This window comes from Gardnerella vaginalis (assembly GCF_001563665.1).
In the GTDB taxonomy this organism is placed as follows: domain Bacteria; phylum Actinomycetota; class Actinomycetes; order Actinomycetales; family Bifidobacteriaceae; genus Bifidobacterium; species Bifidobacterium vaginale_A.
In genome coordinates this window covers 16765-36305 of sequence record NZ_KQ961858.1, presented here as the reverse complement: position 1 = coordinate 36305, position 19541 = coordinate 16765, and the positions used below count along the sequence as shown (strand labels likewise).

Sequence of the window (19541 nt, the reverse complement as noted above, 5' to 3'; positions counted from 1 at the left end):
CTAAGTACGTAATTCAGTACGAGTTACGTGACTCATATTACAAGCATGGCGGATTCGGTCGCATTGGCGCTCCTGTTGCTGAAGAAGAGAATATGGGCGGCGATTGGTGGCGTCAGCGTTGCCAGAATGGTGATGTTTGGACTCACGGCCGAGATAAGAAGTTTGTGATTCAGTTTGAGTTACGTGACTCCTACTACAATCACGGCGGATTCGGTCGTCTAGGCACCCCCGTTGCTGAAGAAGAGAATATGGGCGGCGGTTGGTGGCGCCAACATTGCCAACATGGCGATGTTTGGACGCAAGGAAAAGACACTAAGTACGTAATTCAGTACGAGTTACGTGACTCTTACAACAGACATCGTGGTGCTGGTTGGCTTGGTGCTCCTGTTGCCGATGAGGAGGATATGGGCGGCGGATGGTGGCGTCAACGTTGCCAGAATGGTGATGTTTGGACTCACGGCCGAGATAAGAAGTTTGTTATTATGTTCAATCTTCGCAAAGATTATTATGCTCGCGGCGGATTTGATAAAGTTGGCGGACCTATTGAAGATGAGCGTTACGTTGGCAGAGGCTGGTGGCATCAGCGTTGCGAGAATGATGTTCTAAAAGCAAGGTAAGCATAAGTAAACTAAAACATAAATAATTTAATGGTCAGTAAGCTAATTTACTAGTTTGCTGACCATTTTTATATACGATTAGCGCGTAAAATGTAACAAATCAATATAAAATACGCATCAATACACGTCAGTAAATGCGCAAATCAGCGACCAACCGTAAATAAATCACTCCACTTAAGGAATAAATCAGGGTTTATGTTTTGTATATCTGCAGATGGCTCAGTATGATTACTGAATACTAATAAACCAACTATTATCATAGTTACCACTGCACAAAGCACAGCTGGGACATACAAACGCAAAGACGATTGCTCAGCAATTGCGCAATCTTCTTCACAAGTAACATCAAGATCTTTGCTATAAGGCTTAACTCTGTGAAGCATACTCATTATTGCAATCAAAATAAATATAATAATCGAATCGCAATAGTAGCGGTACAAATTACCACCCAAACAGTAGTTAAGATACAACAGCAAGAAGGATGCTGCTAATCCAACAACTGTCATAATATACTCAATTTTTTGCATAAACTTGCGTCTTAATGTAAACAGCCACCAGAAAAGTGGAATCATCATAAGACCGAAAATCATATGCGTATAGAAAGAATTTCCATAACCTTGATTATTTGCCCAAGATATAGAAATATATGGGAAATTTTCCGAAATATTAAAAGGTTTTAAGAAATAATTAAGGATAATATCGCGAACCTTAGTAGGATCAAAAGATTTACTATTAAACCGCAAATCGAAATTAGTAAGCTGCTCTTCATTTCCAAAATTAAAGAAAGACTTAAAACGCAAGTAATTATAAGTTAATATTCCAGATACGCCTACAATTGCAGGCACAAGGAAGCTTGAAGCTGCAGCAACGCGATTTAAAATACTTCGTTTTACATCAAATAGTAGCGCAATAAATAATGGCGCTATAAAAGCAACGACAGGAATGCACGCGTTTGGCCTAGATCCACATTGCAAAGCAAGACTTATGCCAGCTAGTGCAAAAAGCGCATATCCAGCACACGGACGGACCGCATGAAGCCGCACAGCTTTAAGAGAAGCATATAAGAATAAGACTCCAAACAGTATTGCACTAAGAAGCGGAATATAGTAAAGGGATGCTGAGGATTGCAAGTAGAAGATTAAGCATCCGAATGGGAAAGCTGCTGCAGCAAGCAAAAACAGGCAGTAATTGGCGCGTATTGCAAAGAACTCAACAGCTTCTTTAAGAAGCGCGAACATAGACGGAATAATAGCAACCGCAAATACTGTAACAACTAGTATTGCAGAAGGAACTGCATGTGGGAATATCAGATTAAAAGGCACGTAAGTGAGCAAGAACGGCACTATACCAAAGTAGCAATAGTAATGATTATTGTGGAACACCACATCCCAAGGTATATACACTCCTTTAGAACCCAAGTACATGCGCTCACCCCAACTAAACGGGTTTGTGGATTCTACTAATTCTTTAGGCGGCTGCTGCAGAAGCGCAAAAGAGTTTGATTTCCAAGCTTTAAGCTGCTCAGTGTACGGATTTCCGTTGACACGATCATATAAGTCAGACGGAAATGGCACTCGTATGCCATGACCACGGTACACAACAAAGCACAGGTATAGCGAGAATCCCATAAGAACTGCGCATACTGCCCAAAAAACTATATTTTGCGCAAGATTGTGGCGATCATAAGAAAGCAAATACCACTTTTTCTTGTATACCAAGAATATAAGCGAACTTGCAACGAAAAGTACTGCCCACATTCCAAAGTTTACATGCAGCGCAAAAGGCGGATTTACCGTAACAGCTTTGAGTGTGAAAGGAGCTCCTGTTTGATTAAAATGCAGCTTAGCTTTGTACGCAGTTCCGTGACTTTCAAAACGAAGAACTCTAGTATTGTGCTTTCCGGTAGACATTTGGAAAGAATCCGCTAGAGTGTACGCGTTTGGAGCTATGCCAAAGTCTTCAATTTCCAACGTGCCAGTGACGAAAGTTGACGGCTTTTCTTGCTGCAACTCGATTTTTAAAGCTTTAGTATTTTCGTTAATTCCGCTTAATATTACATCTGCACCAGAATTTGGGATAGAAATGGAATTGCCGATAATTTGCGCTTGTTCTCTGTTATTTTTTTCACCGGTTCGCTCGTTGTAACTGCTTAAATCCGGTATGATTGCTTTGCTTAAGACAAGAGGTTTTTGCACGTAATTACGTGAGCTGTATGCAAGGTACAGGTTGCTGAAAAATGCGATTGCAATAAGACCAGTTATTACAAATATTGTTACAAATGGTAATATTTTTCGCATTGCGGCATTTTTTTCTAGAAATTTTTCTAAAATTTTTTGCAATTCCGTATTCCTCATAAACTATAAATTCTTTACACCCTTTGATATGCAAGTATATTGCAAACGCATGATGAATGAATGTAAATATCAAAAACGAGTTAAAAAGATATAAACCAAACACTATATGAGAAAAACTATAAAATAAAAAGAATTTAACTGAATCACTAATAACTATTAGAACAAATAGATTCAATTGCACACATTATTTGCACATTTAGCCTATTTTTAAGACATAAAACAAGTGAAGAACGTTTATATACCAACGTTCTTCAAGTGGAGCGGACGACGGGAATCGGACCCGCGTAATCAGTTTGGAAGACTGAGACTCTACCATTGAGCTACGTCCGCAATCATCACACTTTACTTCACAGCAAAATGGCGACTCGTCTAATTATACAGGTACTTAAGACATATAACAAATAGAATTGTTATAACACGCCAAAATACACTAAACAAACGCTTGCAACACTCACAATTTACATAATTATCCGAAAGTCTAACTTCCATCCGCACTAACTCTAAATGCCCTAACTTATATCCGAAAGTCTAACTTCTATCCGCAAATCTAACTCTAAATGCCCTAACTTTTATTTACCAATCAACTTCTATTCAAACACTATGCAAATCCTATAAGATTTCTAAAACAACAACCACAGACGCGAGCGCACAATCACTTTTAACATCTCCATCATGAGATAACGATATATGCCATTTTACGTTTTCATAAGATTGTAATTTTAACGATTCTACAAGTTTTTCTTTTACTTCACTCGAAAGATGTATGCTAGGGCAACCATGGGAGTCACCAAGAATTTCAATCTGATTCCATGGAGTGTTATCTAAAGTATATGGATATTTTGCTTCAAAAGCTCCAAGCGCTTCACACCAAGCTTTTATAACAGATTCTTTACCAGCCCAACGTGCAGCAATATGTATAGCTTCATTATCATGCTTACATTTCGCGATTATTGAACACTGTCGAAGTTCTCGAGTAGAAAATAGCGCGCGCCAACCATTGCTTACGCTCATTTGCTCAACAAATTGCGAAACATTAACAATATCGTGCCCAAGTCCTGCAATCATACAAACCGTCTTCCTGAGAAATCACAGCGATTCGCTAGGATTTGTACTCCAGTCAAAAGGCTCTTCAACAAGATAGTACGCGTTCGAGTCGTCCGGCGCCGGCGCAAAAGGCACTGCACGTCCTTGATAAGTAGGAACAAAAGGATTAACAAAATCACCTTTTGGCAAATCTTTGCGTGTTTCTTTGTAAAGGTCAGGATCCCTTCGCAAAATAAACGGACGCTTTAAATCTGGTTTGCGTGTAGGCTTTCCAACGAAATATCCACTATTTAAAAGCTCATCGAACTTCGCTCCAACAGGTACTATTACCATAAAATCTCGCATCGTGTAATAATATCCAATACCTTTACCTGGATCATTGTCAATTCTTGCTTGCTCATAAGAATCAGTAGGAGCCTCAGTATATTTCCCGTTCAAACATGTAACTCCTGAACCCCAAATAGGAACATCTTGATTGCCACATTGCACAATAGCGCCTCCAGAATACAGCTCTACAGCACCAGTATCGCCGGAAATAAGATGATTCCTCATCATTGAACTATTTTTAATATTCTTATCGAACACAGCGTAATCCGTAGGATCTTGACCTCCAGAATTCAAATCAAGAATACTCTTATTATCTATATAACCCATGCTATCTAAATCAGATACTCTTCCGTCTGTATCATCAAAATCTACTGGAATAAGACTCCTAATATTTCGTTCTTCTACGAATTGTTCATTGCGCATACGATGCGGAACAAGAGTTATGCATTTACCGCTATTCGTACACCATTTGCCAACAAAAGAGCCTGCACGTTGCACAAGATAAGCCGTTTCGTCACCAAGATTCATTGGTTCAGTTACAACATCTTTTGCTTTAGATGCGTCAACTCCATAGTAAAGCGTTACTGCTTTAGGATTTCCTTTAGTACCTAAAGCAGGGTAAGCACCAACAATTTTGCCAAAATATTTTGGCGATGAAAACTTCGGGCGAAGATCCACACTAAAAGGCTTAGAAGACAGCATATCCTTAGCTTTGTCTCTATTTAACCCAAACAAATCAACTGGAACACCATCGCACTTTTCACCAACAGCAATATTTATTACACCGTCTTTGCCAACAGCATTTCCAGGAAGTGGACTAGACGCAACAATCTTATCTGCTGAAGAATCAGTTACAGGAACTCGATGGAGCTTAACTGGAACACCCATCGACTTAACAATTTTTGAAGCTTGACTTAAATTCTCTCCAACAACTCCCCTAGCTGGAACACCAGGACCTTTAGATCTTATAATTTTCACAACTTTTCTAGTTGACACTTTCGAACCAGGCTTAACATTCGCATATCTAAGGAAGTTTCCACGTTTCGATGCACTAAACTCATCAATAATCTTCGTGCGAAAACCCTTATTTTCCAAGGATTTCGCAACGCTATCAGCGCTATCGCCAGATTTCGCTTCAGGAATTAGCACCGAATTTGCGCTTGAAGAATTAGTGCCAGAAGTTCTATTTTTAGCAAAATACCAAATCGAACCAGCTAAAACAAGTACAACTGTGAGCACAACACTAACAAGAATAATCACAACACTTTTGCGATTTTTAAGATTTTGCTTATTGCTGTGATTGTCATACGAAGTTGACTTATTAGAAGTATTGAATTCAGTAGAAGTATTCGGATTGTTAGATTCATTAAAAGTATTCAGATTGTTTGATTCAGTAGAAGTATTAGGATTGTTAGATTCATTAAAAGCATTCGGATTTGCATATTTAGTTGGAATAGCTAAATTACTTGGATTATTCGCGATATCTGATTCTTGATATTTAAAAGATTGCGTTTCTGCTTTCGAATCCACATCATCTTCAACAGCAAATCCACAAAAACAGCAGAAATTATCACCTTCGTCAATCTTATTTCCGCAATTTATACAAAACATCTAAACCTTCTATCACGCACGTAACAATCTCATTTACAAAACTAAACTTACTCTTTACCAATAGAGCTTACTATATTATTTTATTTTTCAAACACCTAAGCAACAATAACAAAAACATGCGGATTTTATTATTAAGCTGCACTTCATAAAAAAGCTTGCTAAAGCTGAAAGCATAATATGCTTAAAACCTTAGCAAGCTCAATAATCACGCTGAAATTAACTTATAAAATCAACTTAAAAAAAAAATCAACTTAAAAATCAGCAGTAGTAACCATCCGCGTTAAGGCGAGCGTCAGGATTAAGCAACATCGCCTTTTCAGCTTCATGTCCGTTGTAGCGAGTTCCATCAGCCATACGAGTACCATCCTTAAGCAAGTGACGATTTTCAACTGGTTCAAACAGTTCAACACGTCCCATCATGCCTTCTTGCAAATGCCTCTGACCTGCTGCCAAACGCGCGTTAGCACGATTTCGCCACTCTTCTAATGCACCTACACCACAAGTAGCTGCTACAGCTGACTCAAATGCGCCAGGGTGCACAAGAGCCACAAATCCACTTACGTGACCAAAGCCTAGAGAAGTAGCGAGCGCAGCCTTTATTGAAGTGCAACCAACACGCATTGGCTTACGCAACCACACCATGTGATCGTCACGCTCAAGAGCAGGATCTACGCAATCAAGCGACATATTTCCAGGAATTACTCCTGTTCTAAACAGTTGAGTTAAACCGTTGATTTGGAATATGCACGCACCACCTTTTGCGTGACCAGTCAGCGTCTTCTGACTGATTACGAACAGAGGATTTCCCTCCGTGCGCCCGATTGCATGAGCTAAAGTATTGTGCAACTCAGATTCATTCGGATCATTTGCGTTCGTAGACGTATCGTGTTTAGAAACAACAGCAATATCGTCCGGAGTAACACCTAAAGCTGCCAAATCGCGCACAAGCTTAGATTTAGCTCCACCCATTCCTGCAGCTAAAGCACCCAATCCAGGAGCTGGAATCGAAGTGTGAATACCATCAGCGTAAGAATGAATGAAACCAACTACTCCAGCAACAGGCAATCCAAGCTTTAATGCAATATCTCCTCGAGTTATGAGAATCGTACCGCCGCCTTGAGATTCAAGGAATCCTCCGCGTCTACGATCATTTGCTCTAGAGAAGAATCGTGGATCTATGCCTTTTGCATACATTTCTTCACTATTTGCTGTAGCGTTCATATTGCCGAAGCCAACTACAGACTCAACGCCGATGTCGTCAATAGCACCTGTAACAACGAAATCAGCTTTACCAAGCGCTATTTTATCAACGCCTTCTTCGAGCGAAACCGCTGCAGTTGCGCAAGCAGATACTGGCTGAATCATATTTCCATATCCACCAATATATGTTTGCATCACGTGAGCAGCAACAACGTTTGGTAGCGCTTCTTGCAACACATCGGTCGGAATTTCGTGGTTAAGGAAACGATCCAAATACAGCTTGCGCATAGAACTCATGCCGCCGAATCCTGTACCTTGAGTTGAAGCAACCATTGACGGATGCACTGATTGCAAAATTTCAGAAGGCGTGAAACCGGCAGAAATGTAAGCGTCCACGGTTGTAACAATATTCCACAACGCAATTGTGTCTACACTTCCAACCATAGATGCTGGAATACCCCACTTAAGTGGATCAAATCCCTTAGGGAATTGTCCGCCAACTGTTCTAGTCATTGCAGCACGGCGAGGAACACGAATTACAGATCCAGATTTACGAGTTACAATCCATTCTCCAGACTCATCATCACGAGAAATCTCAGTATTAGATTCATCAAGAGACACATATTCTCTAGCGATTTGTTCTGTTGGAACATTAAAGCTAACATCATGGTCAAGGAAAATCTCTGCTTCTTCCTCATTAGCTCCATCTTTATAATCGCCACCCATACCGGTTTCAAATGGACGAATACCTGAGCGAGCTACTACTTCATCACGATACTTTTCAGCAATGTCAGCTTCTGGAACAAGCGTTCCTTCGCAATCGTACCAACCCGGCTTTGGAGAATCTTGCCAAGTAAGCAATCCCATATTCCAAGCTAATTCAAGTACCGCTCCTGCAGAAAGCTCCACAGAACCATCTTCTTGAATTCCAAGCTCCGCTTCAAATCTTGTACGTCCAGATCCCCACGGTCCAAGCTCTCCAACAGAAACGATTACAATCTCATCTTCTGGACGCGCTGTTACGTTCTTCCAATCATCTAGATTGACACGTGGCTGAGAAGGTACGTAAGGAGTTGGCAACGCTTTATTAGTTGACTTTGAAGATGCATTATTCTCATCATCTTTAGTTGCATTATCTGAATTGCCACCATTATTAGCTTGAGCAGCCAAACGTTGATCCTCTAATGCTTCAGCACGAAGAGCATTCAAATCAAGAGGTTCTTTACCTAATCCTCCAGTAAGATCTACGTCTAGTGGAGCTATTAGAGCCTGCTCGCGCGATTCTTTTGTGCACAAATCAAGCAAGCGATTTGCCATCTCTTTAGTTGAGTAAGTTGTAAGACCATGACGCTCAACAACATCTACTAATGGATCGTTTCCACCCATTAAGCCAGTGCCACGAACCCATCCAATCTTAGGATGTGCGAAAGTTACGCGATTCGACCACACGCTTTCAGCATGCGCACGATTAACAATCGCATCAAACGCACTCTTAACTTCGCCATAAGCTCCATCTCCACCAAACATACCGCGATTTGGAGAACCAGGCAAAACAACGTGCATACGATGTTGCACATCTGTATCAGCTCCAATTTGAGCAAATCCTGCAATAGCACGCTCAACGCCCCAAAGCATAAGCCTTGATTGAGATTCGAAAAGCGAACCAGAATCAGCCAAAGTTCCATGAACCGGAGGAGCTGCAAATGGGAAGAATAAGCTAGGCTCATAAGCTGGCTTCAAAATAGTTGTTTTTGCACCGCTAACCTTCTTAGAAACAGTGCCAACCCACTTTACAAGCGCATCAACATCACGATAACTAGATAAATTAGCTGGAACAAGCCACAGTTTCGAGCCCTTGGAAGCATATTGACGATAAGCTTTCTTCGCCCACGCTTTTACACTCGGCTTAAAACTGTGAGATGTTGCAATAACAGTAGCTCCACCTGCAAGAAGACCTGTAACTACTTGAGCAGCAATCGAAGAAGGAGCAACTCCTGTAACAACTGCTATATCTGACGCAAATCGAGTTTGAGATTCGCTATCATCTTGAGCGCAAGACGCATCATATACGCTTGTTCTAGCATCCTTAGATATCTTCTCGAATATTGCAGATAAATTATTTAGACATTTTTCTTTAGATTTCTTTGCAAACCAATCAGCTTCAGCAGCAACAGAAGATCCTGCACCTAAGAATTTACCAATGTTATTTAATATTCCTGCAACATCACTTGGATCTACATCATTAGCAGAAGACGCATTGTTATCACCTAAAGCATATTCGTAATACAAACGCGCAACATCTTCACGAGCAGATGCCCAACGGTCATCGAAAAGTATAGCTTTACGCTCATCAAATCGAGGAGCTACCTGCTTTGGCCAATCCGCACCAAGCTCAGATTCAACAGCTTCAACAACAGCAGCGTTTTCATCTTCTCCATTTTCAACTTTAGGAGCCTCTACGCCAAGCTTTGCTAGAACGAATTTAGCTGTTGCAGCAAGAACACCGTCACTACCAACAACGCGTTGCGCAAAAGCATCAAGAGCAGCGGAATCAACTACAGCACCACCAGCAGAACCAGATGCACCAGGCTTAGATATAGATACACCATTAGCGCGAGCAACCTGCTCAATTGCAGCATCAATTAAAGCATCAGCTGCAGCAACATTCTTCGCCGGCTGCGTTGAAATCTGAGCAAGGTTTTCACCTCTAACACTCGCTCCTTCACGCGTTTGCAAAACCAATGCAGCAAGAACGTGAGCACGCCAACCGTCACCCAAGTGCCAAACTTCGCTAATACGCTTGTCAACTTGAGCTGGTTTCACGCCTGCAGCTCCGAAAAGCGCGCGTAAACGTTCACGAACAATATCTGAAAGCACTGCACCGAATGCCTTGTAACGAGGAGCAACAGAATTAACCAACTTACGCAATGCGCTCATTGGAGCTTCAGCAGCACCATCAACACTAGCAACACCAAGCTCGGAGCTAATGTCCATAAGAAGCTGGTTTCTTCGAGAAGATACTCCATTTGTAAGAGTATCAGTGGTATCAGTATCTCCAATTTGATCAATGCGAATCTTTGCGCTATAAGCAATAAGCATTGAGATTGCGTCAGACGCTTTGAAAGGCAAGTCTTCTACAGGTCCACTTGATGCAGGAGCTTGAGATGCAGGAGCTTGAGCTGGAGCTGGAGCTTGAGCTTGAGCTGAAGTAGCAGAAGCAGACGACTCAGCAGCAGCCGGCACAAAAGCAGGAGCTGCATCTTGACTATCTTCTTCATCAAAACTTTGTGGAACAAGAGAATCAGTGTCAGTCATATACACTCGACCTTCATCTCTGCCAACATTATAAACTGTGACCTTTTCACCGCTAAAATCAGGCAAAGCTAGAGTTTTAGCGCCAAGATTTGCCAAAGTAGGAGCATTACCTAAACCAACTTCAACATATTCTTCAACACCAAGTCCACCGCGAGCGCGATCAGCAAACATAAGAGCTTGCGTTTCAATCCATCGAACTGGAGAAGCAAATTGCCATGAAAGCAATTCCGTAAGAAGTAATCTACCTAATTTTTGTTCATCTTCAGCATACGACTTCCAAGTATTTTCATCCTCTAAAGCAGCCTCAATACGCTCGGAAGGAACAACGTCTAAAATCTTCTGCGCAAATTCACGAGTCAACTCGAAAGGCACAGCTACCAAATTAGGAATATATCTTCCAACTAAACGTGAATAGTCAATATTGCTTGGAAGCAAAGAATCAAGCTTATCGCGGAATTCCGGCACACCCTTTCGAAGAATGCGAGAGTGGAATGGTACATCAATTCCAGGAACAAACATGAATGGAGGTTTACCACCATATTCTTTTGCACGCTTAGATGCGTCTGAATCCAAAGCTTTCAAACCTTTGATTGTTCCAGCAACAGCATATTGTTGACCAGCCAAATTATAGTTTACAATTTGCAAAAATTCGCCAGTTTCCTTAGCAATACCGTCAACATAAGCTTTTACTCCGCTATCATCCACGCCGAATTGGTTAGGACGAAGAGCACCCATGCGATAATTTGAACGACCTTGAGAATCTCGATCAATCAAATGATGCATTGTAGAGCCACGATGGAACACTAATTCCAACACTGTTTCAAGTGGAATAATTTGAGCGAAAGAGCTTAAAGCATTGTATTCACCAAGAGAATGCCCAGCGAAATATGCAGGCCAAATATCGCATCCAGATTCACGCAATCTTGCCGTTTGAGCAAAAGCTACAGTTGCAAGAGCAACTTGCGTAAATTGAGTTAAGTTAAGCAATCCTTCAGGATGACGATACGTCACTCCATGAGCAGTAAGTTCTTTTGGATTATCGCGCACAACAGCAAGGATTGAGAATCCAAGCTTTTCACGAGTGAGCTTGTCAGCACGCTCCCAAGTTTCACGTACTGCTGGTGATTTTGCACGCTCATCCAAAGACATACCTTGCTTCTGAATGCCCTGACCAGGATATACGAATGCTGCACGAGGAGCACGAGTTAACGCACTTGCTTTAGAAACAATTTGCCCTGCAACTTTGCAAGTAACCTCCAAAGCAAGTCCACCACGGCGGACCTTTCCTACTCTCTCAACAGTTATTTCAACTTCATCATCTAGCTGAACCATGCCATACATGTTGTATGACCATCCGATTAGTTCATAACGCGCGCCTTTTGCATCAACTGCTTGAGCAACATGCTGAGCAGTTGCAGAAAGCCACATTCCATGAACTAGAGGAGCAGAAAGTCCAGATATTGCAGCACCACGCTTAGAAGTATGAATTGGATTGAAATCTCCAGAAGTACGCGCAAAAGCTGTCATATCATGAGGAGCGCGAACAGTAACTCTTCGAAGCGCTCTGCGTGGAGTATCTTCGATCTCATATCCATGCAATGAAGCAGCGTCACCGTATTCAGCAGCTGGAGTTGGTAGCGCATTACTGAAGCTACGTCCACGAATAGCAAAACGCTCAGTTTCATGTGCAAGACGCGTTCCGTCAGCAGCTGTATGAATTACATGAATTGTTACAACACGACCTGACGCAGACTCAGAATACTGTTCTGCCCAGCCAAGCAAGTTAATTCGCTTGCCTACGTAATTACTAAAATCAGAAGCATCAATATCAAGCTCAACTAAATGATCTAAATGAACAGCATTTAGTAAGCCTTCAATAATCGGATAACCGTCAACCAGCACTGAACCAAGAGCAGAGTAAATAGTTGGCCAAGCAGGTCCAACTAAAGCATCTGGAACGATTCGAGATGCCTTTAAGCCATCAGGAAGACGACCTGCTGTAGCAGATTCATGATCTATTCCAAGATTGCGAGAGAAAGTATAAGATGAACGAACTAAGCCAAACGGAGAATCAGAATAACCTTCTGCAATCAAATCTGAATTCAGCTTTGATCCTTCACCATTTGTTTCAACTTTTGGCATTTTCTCAAGCACATCGCCAGTAATAGCAGTATTTCCAATACCTGCAGTAGCAGCAAGCATATTGTAAACATGCTCAGGCAGTCGATCTCGATCTACTACAGGAATACTTCCAGCGCGTGAAGAATCAACAATCAGCGGGATAACAATATCACGCACAGCATGCTTAGGAGCAGAAGATTTATCATTTGGATTTGATGCAATCTTGTTAGCCGATTTATTAGATGACTTATTTGATTTATCAAAATCATTAGAATTTTGATTATCCCAGAAAGTGTCTAACTTAATATCCAAATCAAGCTTAATTAGATTATTTTTCTCATCAAGAACACTAATAACATAATTTTCATCGTTAATATTAGTGCCATAAGCTGGATTAGAAGTCACATGACCAATCCAAGAAATATTAGGGCATGCGCGCACGTATGCTTCAACATCTTTTGAATCATCAATTTGACTGAAAGCAATCTTATTTACTTCAAAATTCTTTTCTGCATCTCTTGCGCTACTCTTTACACTACCCTTTGCAATACTCTTTGAGCTATTATCAACACCTAGAGCTTCTGCACGTTGCATCATAGCTGATTCAAATCGAGCAAGTATATTTGCAACAGGCTCATCCATAGTAGTAATTCCAGATACAGAAATAGGTCCAGGAATTACGCGAACAGCATCAGCCGAGTAGCGAGAATCTTCCGATTGCCAAAGTTGATCTTGTCCCCACCAACGCAATAAATCGTTATCAATCACAGGCACAAATGGCATTGGCTTTGGATATTCGCGGACCAAAGTTGGGAACCATGCTGCATCCATTGGAACAACGTTAAGTTCACGCGCTTTAGGCAATACTTTCAGCAAAGAATCCAATGCATCTTGAGGATGCTCGCTAACTTCTGCTCTAGATGGCAAAGTTGAAGTAAACTCACCGGAATCTTGGCTCACTAAACGAGCTTCAATACGTTGAAGCAAATGCAAATAGCGATCCGCGTAAGTAGGATCAACCCAAGGATAAGCCAAATCAAGGAATCTTTGCGCAAACTGAGCATAAGTCATAGTTTCAACATCGCCAAAATAAGGCTTAGCAGTAGCATTAAGAGCAGATATAACTTCGTCACGACGAGTTTCAAGCTCTTCTGGATGCTTCATCATATGTACGAGCAAACGTCCGCATTTAGCAGATGAATTTTCAAGTTCGTAAATATCTGCATGCAAATGACTCAAACCACTTGTGACTCCACCAATTACACCACCTGATGGAACCCAACGCTCTCCCATTGGAGCAAATGGATCATCATCAAAACCTTCAACACTAGATGCTTTAGGAGCTACAATTCCAGGAGTTTCAACAAGCATACGCTTTACTTCAGGACTTGTATGTGCTTCTTTTGCTGTCATTGCTGCAGTTCCAATCATCACAGCATCAACAGGCATATTTGGCAAACCATAATCATTCGCCCACTCGCCGGAAATATAATCCGCAGCGCGAGCAGGAGTACCAATTCCACCGCCAGCAACAAGAACTAAATTATCGCATTCGCGAACTTGAGCGTACGTGCTTATAAGCAAGTCATCAAGCGATTCCCAAGAATGGTGTCCGCCTGCAGATCCACCTTCAACTTGCGCAATAATCATAGATGGCGAAACAGCTTTAGCAATACGTATAACTTGTCGAATCTGATTAACAGTACCAGGCTTAAATGCAACATACGGGAATCCGTCAGCATGCAAAGAAGACACTAATTCTTTTGCTTCATCTATTTCTGGAATACCTGCAGAAATTACAACACCATCAATTGGAGCACCAGATTGACGTTTTTTAGACACAATGCGCTTAGAACCAAATTGTAAATTCCACAAATAACGGTCCATAAACATTGCATTAAATTCCACAGTAGCGCCTTCATTAAGCTGCTTTTCTAGGGAATCCATATGCCTATCGAATACTTCAGAAGTAACTTGACCGCCACCTGCAAGTTCAGCCCAGTATCCAGCATTTGCAGCTGCTGCAACAATTTCTGGCTCAACAGTTGTTGGAGTCATTCCAGCAAGCAATACAGGAGCTTTACCAGTCAACTTACTAAACTTAGTAAGAACTTTACGACCAGCAGGAGTTTCAATAACACGAGGTGCAAAATCAGCCCAGCATCCACTACGCTCTGGAGCACAATCCAATGTATAAAGATTTGCGCGAGAATTAACGCTAGATGCTTCGACTACACCAGCGCCTGTTCCTTGAACAAGCACACTAGTTAGCTTACCAAGCACTTCCCCAGGACCCATATCTAGAATCCAAAGAGTGCGAGTTTCAGTGTTTTCAAGCACATTTTTAACAATCTCAGACCAATCAACAGCCTTAACTAAAACTTCATCAGCCAAAGAACGCACTATTTCTACGTTCAATCCAGCTTCCATAGCCCAATTTTCAGCCTGCAAAACTGCAGCTTCCATCATTTGAGAATGGAATGGAACTGTTACATCCAAATATTCGGCTACAGGAGAGAAAACAGCTCCACCACGCACTTTCATTTCACGCAATTTTTTAGAACGCTTAGCTTCTTTTTGCGCTTCATTTGCAACAGATTCCATATCTTCCGGATATCCAGAAAGAACTACATGATTTCTAGAATTCTTAACAGCAATTGATATAGCGCCCTTCGTTCTTTCAACTCGTGCAATCAAAGCTTTAGCTTGCTTTTCAGTCACGCCTTTAAGTGAAAGCATTGGAGTTAAATCGCCATCTCCAGAGATTTCAAGCATACGCGATTCGCGATCTCCAGCAGCTCCAATTATATAAGCGCAAGCAAGCAACTCCTCTATTTGCGCACGAGCTTTCTGCCAAGATCCAGATTTAATACGAGCTTCAACCATTCTAGCTGCAATCACACCTTGCGAATGACCAAGTACAGCATATGGCTTATTAACTTCAAAGTTATAACCGAGATTAGTTAAATCTAAAACCGCTCCCAATTGCGCTAAAGCGATTCCAGGCACACTTAATTGAGCATCAGATGCATGAATATGCTTATTTTCGATTGCATCAAAAACATTCATATCTCCACCGGCATTAGCCAATAATTCTGCATAAATTGGAGATAATAACGCTTTTGCACCATTTTCATAACGGTGAAGTTCAGCGTCTAATTCATCATCCTTGCACAATGAAGAAAGGCATTCAACCCATGGTGTTGATTGCCCGGCGAAAGCGAGCACATGAGGATCTTTAGCAAGGCGATCGAAAAAGTATGTTGTCATGATATTTCCTTCTCGTTTATATCTGATGTATATCTTTTATAAATCTGATGTAAATCTGATATTGGTTTATATTTAGTTAAAAATTATTAGGATTTTGTAAATCAGAAGACTTTCTTCTTTCTTTTACATAGGCTGATTCCCATGATGTTTTCCAGTTCTTTTAATACGCTTTTTACTACGCAAAAGACTTAAAGAGCCAGATATCATATCGCGCGTTTGCTCAGGATCAATCATCGCATCAATCTGACCAGTTTCCAGAGAAAGATTTGCATTTACAGTAGTAGCTTCATATTCATCAACAAGCTTTTTACGCAATGCATCTACATCTTGCCCGCGCTCTTTTGCTTTATGCAAATCCTTACGATGAATAATATTTACAGCTCCTTGAGCACCAAGCACTGCAATTTGGCTTGTCGGCCACGCGTAATTAACATCTGCACCCATAGATTTCGAGCCCATAACAATGTATGCACCGCCAAAAGCTTTACGCAAAATCACAGTTACAAGAGGAACTTGAGCATTTGCATAAGCGTAAATCACTTTTGCACCTCTGCGAATAATGCCAGCATGCTCTTGATCAGATCCAGGCTTATATCCAGGAGTGTCAACTAAAGTCACAACAGGCAAATTAAACGCATCACACAATCTCACAAATCGAGCAACTTTTTCAGAAGAATTAACGTCCAATATTCCAGCGTTCACTTTAGGCTGATTAGCTACTATTCCAACTGGATGGCCTTCAATGCAAGCAAATCCAACCACTGCAGAAGCAGCATACAATTCTTGTACTTGTACAAACTCGCTATAGTCTACAATTCTTCGAATTACATCGAGTACATCGTATGGCTGTCGATCGTTATCTGGAACGATATTCGCTAATTCTCGCGCAGTTTCTCGATCTGCACGCGTTGCGCAATAAGCAAAAGTAGGAGGATTAGATTCGCAACTCGAAGGTAAATAAGCTAAAACAGTTCTAGCATAATCGATTGCATCAGCTTCATCTTCTCCCAAATAATGAGCGACTCCTGAAGTTGCGTTATGCACAAGTCCTCCGCCCAAATCGTCCATGCTAATCGCTTCGCCTGTTGCAGCTTTAACAACATCTGGACCAGTGACGAACATGTTGGAGTGCTCGCGAGTCATAATAATCAAATCTGTTAATGCAGGACAATACACAGCACCACCAGCGCAAGGTCCAAGAATAAGCGAGATTTGAGGAATTAAGCCGCTTGCTTCACAAGTTTTCTTAAAGATTCGCCCGTATTGCATAAGCGCTCCAACACCTTCTTGAATGCGAGCGCCGCCGGAATCTATTACAGCAACTACAGGTACTCTAAGCTCTAAAGCCATATCTAAAAGATGACAAATTTTCTCACCTTCGGCTTTTCCAAGAGTGCCACCTCTTACAGAAAAATCTTGTGCATACACGGCAACTTTTCTGCCATAAACTTCACCAAAACCAGTAATTACAGCACATCCAGCTACATCATTGTTAATATCGCCGCCGTTAAAACGACCGATTTCCACGAAAGAGCCAGTGTCAAAAAGCAAATCCAAACGCTCTCTAGCAGTTCCTTTTCCTTTAGCATGCTGTTTATCACACGCGCTCTGTTCTGCATCTCTAGCTAATTGAGCAGCGTGTTGCACAGCAGCTTTACCTCTACGAGGTTGTAAATTATTTTCTACAGTAGAACTAGAAACAGTTTTTGTATTGATTCCAGAAACAGCAGAAACCTCAGAAACAGCAGATTTTTCTTGCAATAAATTGCTCATTTTTGTGCTCCTTCAGTTTTATTCGAAGAATTCTTATCACTATCTCCAGCAATTTCAATAGTCACAATCTTTGCGCCTGCTTCCACGCCATCGCCAGGAGCAACAAAAATACCAGTAACAGTTCCTGCAGCTGGAGCATAAACGTAATTTTCCATCTTCATAGACTCAAGAACAGCTAGTAAATCGCCTTTAGCAACTTTCTGACCTTCAGCAACATTCACGCGAGTAATAACAGCTTGCATTGGAGCTGCAATCACACCTGGAATCTGTTTTTGCTCTTCACCTTTATGCGTATCTCCTCTAAGTCCACGACCTCGCAAAGGTTGAGAAACTCTAGAAACGTTGCGAACGCGAGCAGAACCAGTAAGATTATCAACAATATCTTGAGGAATCGTGAGCTTTACACGCTTGTTATCAACTTCAATTACGAAAGATTCCATTGCAGGTTGCTTATTTTCGTCACTATCAGAAGTTTGTCCTGAAACAAGCGAAGCTGGCTGACCTCCCAAAGACGCAGCTGGAACACGATTCAAATATTTGCGCTCCAACCACTTAGTAGATACGTCAAAACTGTGATTTTCTGCAGTAAACTCAGGATCGTTGAAGATTTGTTCAAATAATTTTGCAGGAGTTGGCACACCTTCAATACACAATTCTTTTAATGCTCTTCGAACACGAGCAACAGCAGCTTCGCGATTTTGCGCAGTTATAATCAACTTACCCATCATAGAGTCAAATTTTGGAGATACGTTATCACCTTCTTCTACTCCAAAATCAACGCGAATTCCAGGACCAGAAGGCCACTTTATTTTCGTTAAAGTTCCAGAGCTTGGAGTCAAATTAGTAGCAGGATCTTCAGAAGTGATTCGCAACTCAAAACTATGACCTCTAGGCTCTGGATCTTTAGTAAGATTCTTGCCGTCAGCAATATTGAGCTGTTCGCGCACTAAGTCGAGTCCGCTTACTTCTTCACTAACAGTGTGTTCCACTTGCAAACGTGGGTTTACTTCAAGGAAATAAACTTTATGCTGAGAAGTCACCATATATTCACACGTGCCAAGACCTACGTAATCAACAGCTTCAAATAGGTTACGAGAATATCTGCGAAGCTGCTCATTTTCATCGTCCGTTAAGAACGGTGCAGGAGCTTCTTCAACCAATTTCTGATTTCGGCGCTGCACAGAGCAATCGCGCGTGGAATATACGGTGAAATTCCCATTAGCGTCACGTCCGCATTGCGTTTCAACGTGACGAGCTTTGTCTATAAAACGTTCAATAAAGTATTCGTCTAAATCTCCGCCTTGCAAAGCATCGTGATTCATGTAAAAACCGCGCAATTCGTCATCGTTATGCACGACTGTAATACCACGACCACCGCCACCATCTGTGCGTTTCATCATCACAGGGTAACCGTGAGTTTGAGCAAACGTTAAAAGCTCTCGAATATCTTTTACAGGCTCAGAGATTCCAGGAACAGGCGGAACTTTAGCTCGCACAGCAACCCTGCGAGCAGTAATCTTATCTCCAAGGTCAATCAAAGCTTCCGGACGAGGACCGATCCAAATCACACCAGCATCATTGACTTTTTGCGCAAAAGACGCAACTTCAGATAGAAATCCATATCCAGGATGTACAGCATCAGTGCCACTTCTTTTAATAATTTCAAGAATCGCATCTTCATTCAAATAAGTATCGCGATATGTATCTCCAGAAAGTGCGTAAGCTTCATCTGCCATTTCTACAAATTGAGCACTGCGATCAGTTGGTGCGTAAATCGCAACAGTAGAAATGCCCATTTCATGCGCTGTGCGGATCACTCGTAAAGCAATTTCACCGCGATTAGCGATAAGTAATTTTTTGATATTCGTAACCATAAGATAAAAAATATCTGAAAAATCCTGTTTTAGTA

At 41.5% G+C, this 19541-nt stretch carries 7 protein-coding genes and 1 tRNA gene; 1 reads left to right on the top strand and 7 read right to left on the bottom strand.

Annotated elements, in window-relative coordinates; all coding sequences use genetic code 11:
* On the top strand, nt 1-617 hold a 617-nt coding region (locus tag HMPREF3230_RS02970), incomplete at its 5' end, for an LGFP repeat-containing protein (protein WP_419471022.1).
* Between the two features lie 143 nt (nt 618-760).
* Here the strand turns inward: HMPREF3230_RS02970 and HMPREF3230_RS02965 are convergent.
* From HMPREF3230_RS02965 to HMPREF3230_RS02935, 7 genes are all read right to left on the bottom strand, one after another.
* Nucleotides 761-2956 carry a hypothetical protein gene (locus HMPREF3230_RS02965; protein WP_075523512.1) on the bottom strand — a complete coding sequence of 732 codons (2196 nt, stop codon included), beginning with the start codon at nt 2954-2956 and terminating at the stop codon, nt 761-763.
* A gap of 271 nt (nt 2957-3227) precedes the next feature.
* Nucleotides 3228-3301: transfer RNA gene (locus HMPREF3230_RS02960), tRNA-Gly, on the bottom strand.
* Between the two features lie 279 nt (nt 3302-3580).
* Nucleotides 3581-4036, bottom strand: a complete 456-nt coding sequence (locus HMPREF3230_RS02955) for a holo-ACP synthase (protein WP_075523486.1) — start codon at nt 4034-4036, stop codon at nt 3581-3583.
* A 21-nt stretch (nt 4037-4057) separates the two neighbouring features.
* Nucleotides 4058-5953: a PASTA domain-containing protein gene (locus tag HMPREF3230_RS02950; RefSeq protein ID WP_155642886.1), complete on the bottom strand. Its 1896-nt coding sequence runs from the start codon at nt 5951-5953 to the stop codon at nt 4058-4060.
* A 258-nt stretch (nt 5954-6211) separates the two neighbouring features.
* Nucleotides 6212-15859, bottom strand: a complete 9648-nt coding sequence (locus tag HMPREF3230_RS02945; protein ID WP_075523485.1) for a type I polyketide synthase — start codon at nt 15857-15859, stop codon at nt 6212-6214.
* Nucleotides 15860-15982: 123 nt separating this feature from the next.
* The gene (locus HMPREF3230_RS02940; protein ID WP_075523484.1) at nt 15983-17632 is read right to left on the bottom strand and encodes an acyl-CoA carboxylase subunit beta; all 1650 of its coding nucleotides are present in this window, start codon (nt 17630-17632) and stop codon (nt 15983-15985) included.
* Nucleotides 17629-19506, bottom strand: coding sequence for an acetyl/propionyl/methylcrotonyl-CoA carboxylase subunit alpha (locus HMPREF3230_RS02935; RefSeq protein WP_075523483.1), 1878 nt, complete (start codon nt 19504-19506; stop codon nt 17629-17631). The genes HMPREF3230_RS02940 and HMPREF3230_RS02935 overlap by 4 nt, the downstream gene beginning before the upstream one ends.
* Between the last annotated feature and the right edge of the window lie 35 nt (nt 19507-19541).

Bases quoted from the DNA above. Each gene is read 5' to 3' on its own strand.
- HMPREF3230_RS02935 (WP_075523483.1), bottom strand. From the start codon at position 19,506: ATGGTTACGAATATCAAAAAATTACTTATCGCTAATCGCGGTGAAATT.
- HMPREF3230_RS02945 (WP_075523485.1), bottom strand. From the start codon at position 15,859: ATGACAACATACTTTTTCGATCGCCTTGCTAAAGATCCTCATGTGCTC.
- HMPREF3230_RS02940 (WP_075523484.1), bottom strand. From the start codon at position 17,632: ATGAGCAATTTATTGCAAGAAAAATCTGCTGTTTCTGAGGTTTCTGCT.
- HMPREF3230_RS02950 (WP_155642886.1), bottom strand. From the start codon at position 5,953: ATGTTTTGTATAAATTGCGGAAATAAGATTGACGAAGGTGATAATTTC.
- HMPREF3230_RS02955 (WP_075523486.1), bottom strand. From the start codon at position 4,036: ATGATTGCAGGACTTGGGCACGATATTGTTAATGTTTCGCAATTTGTT.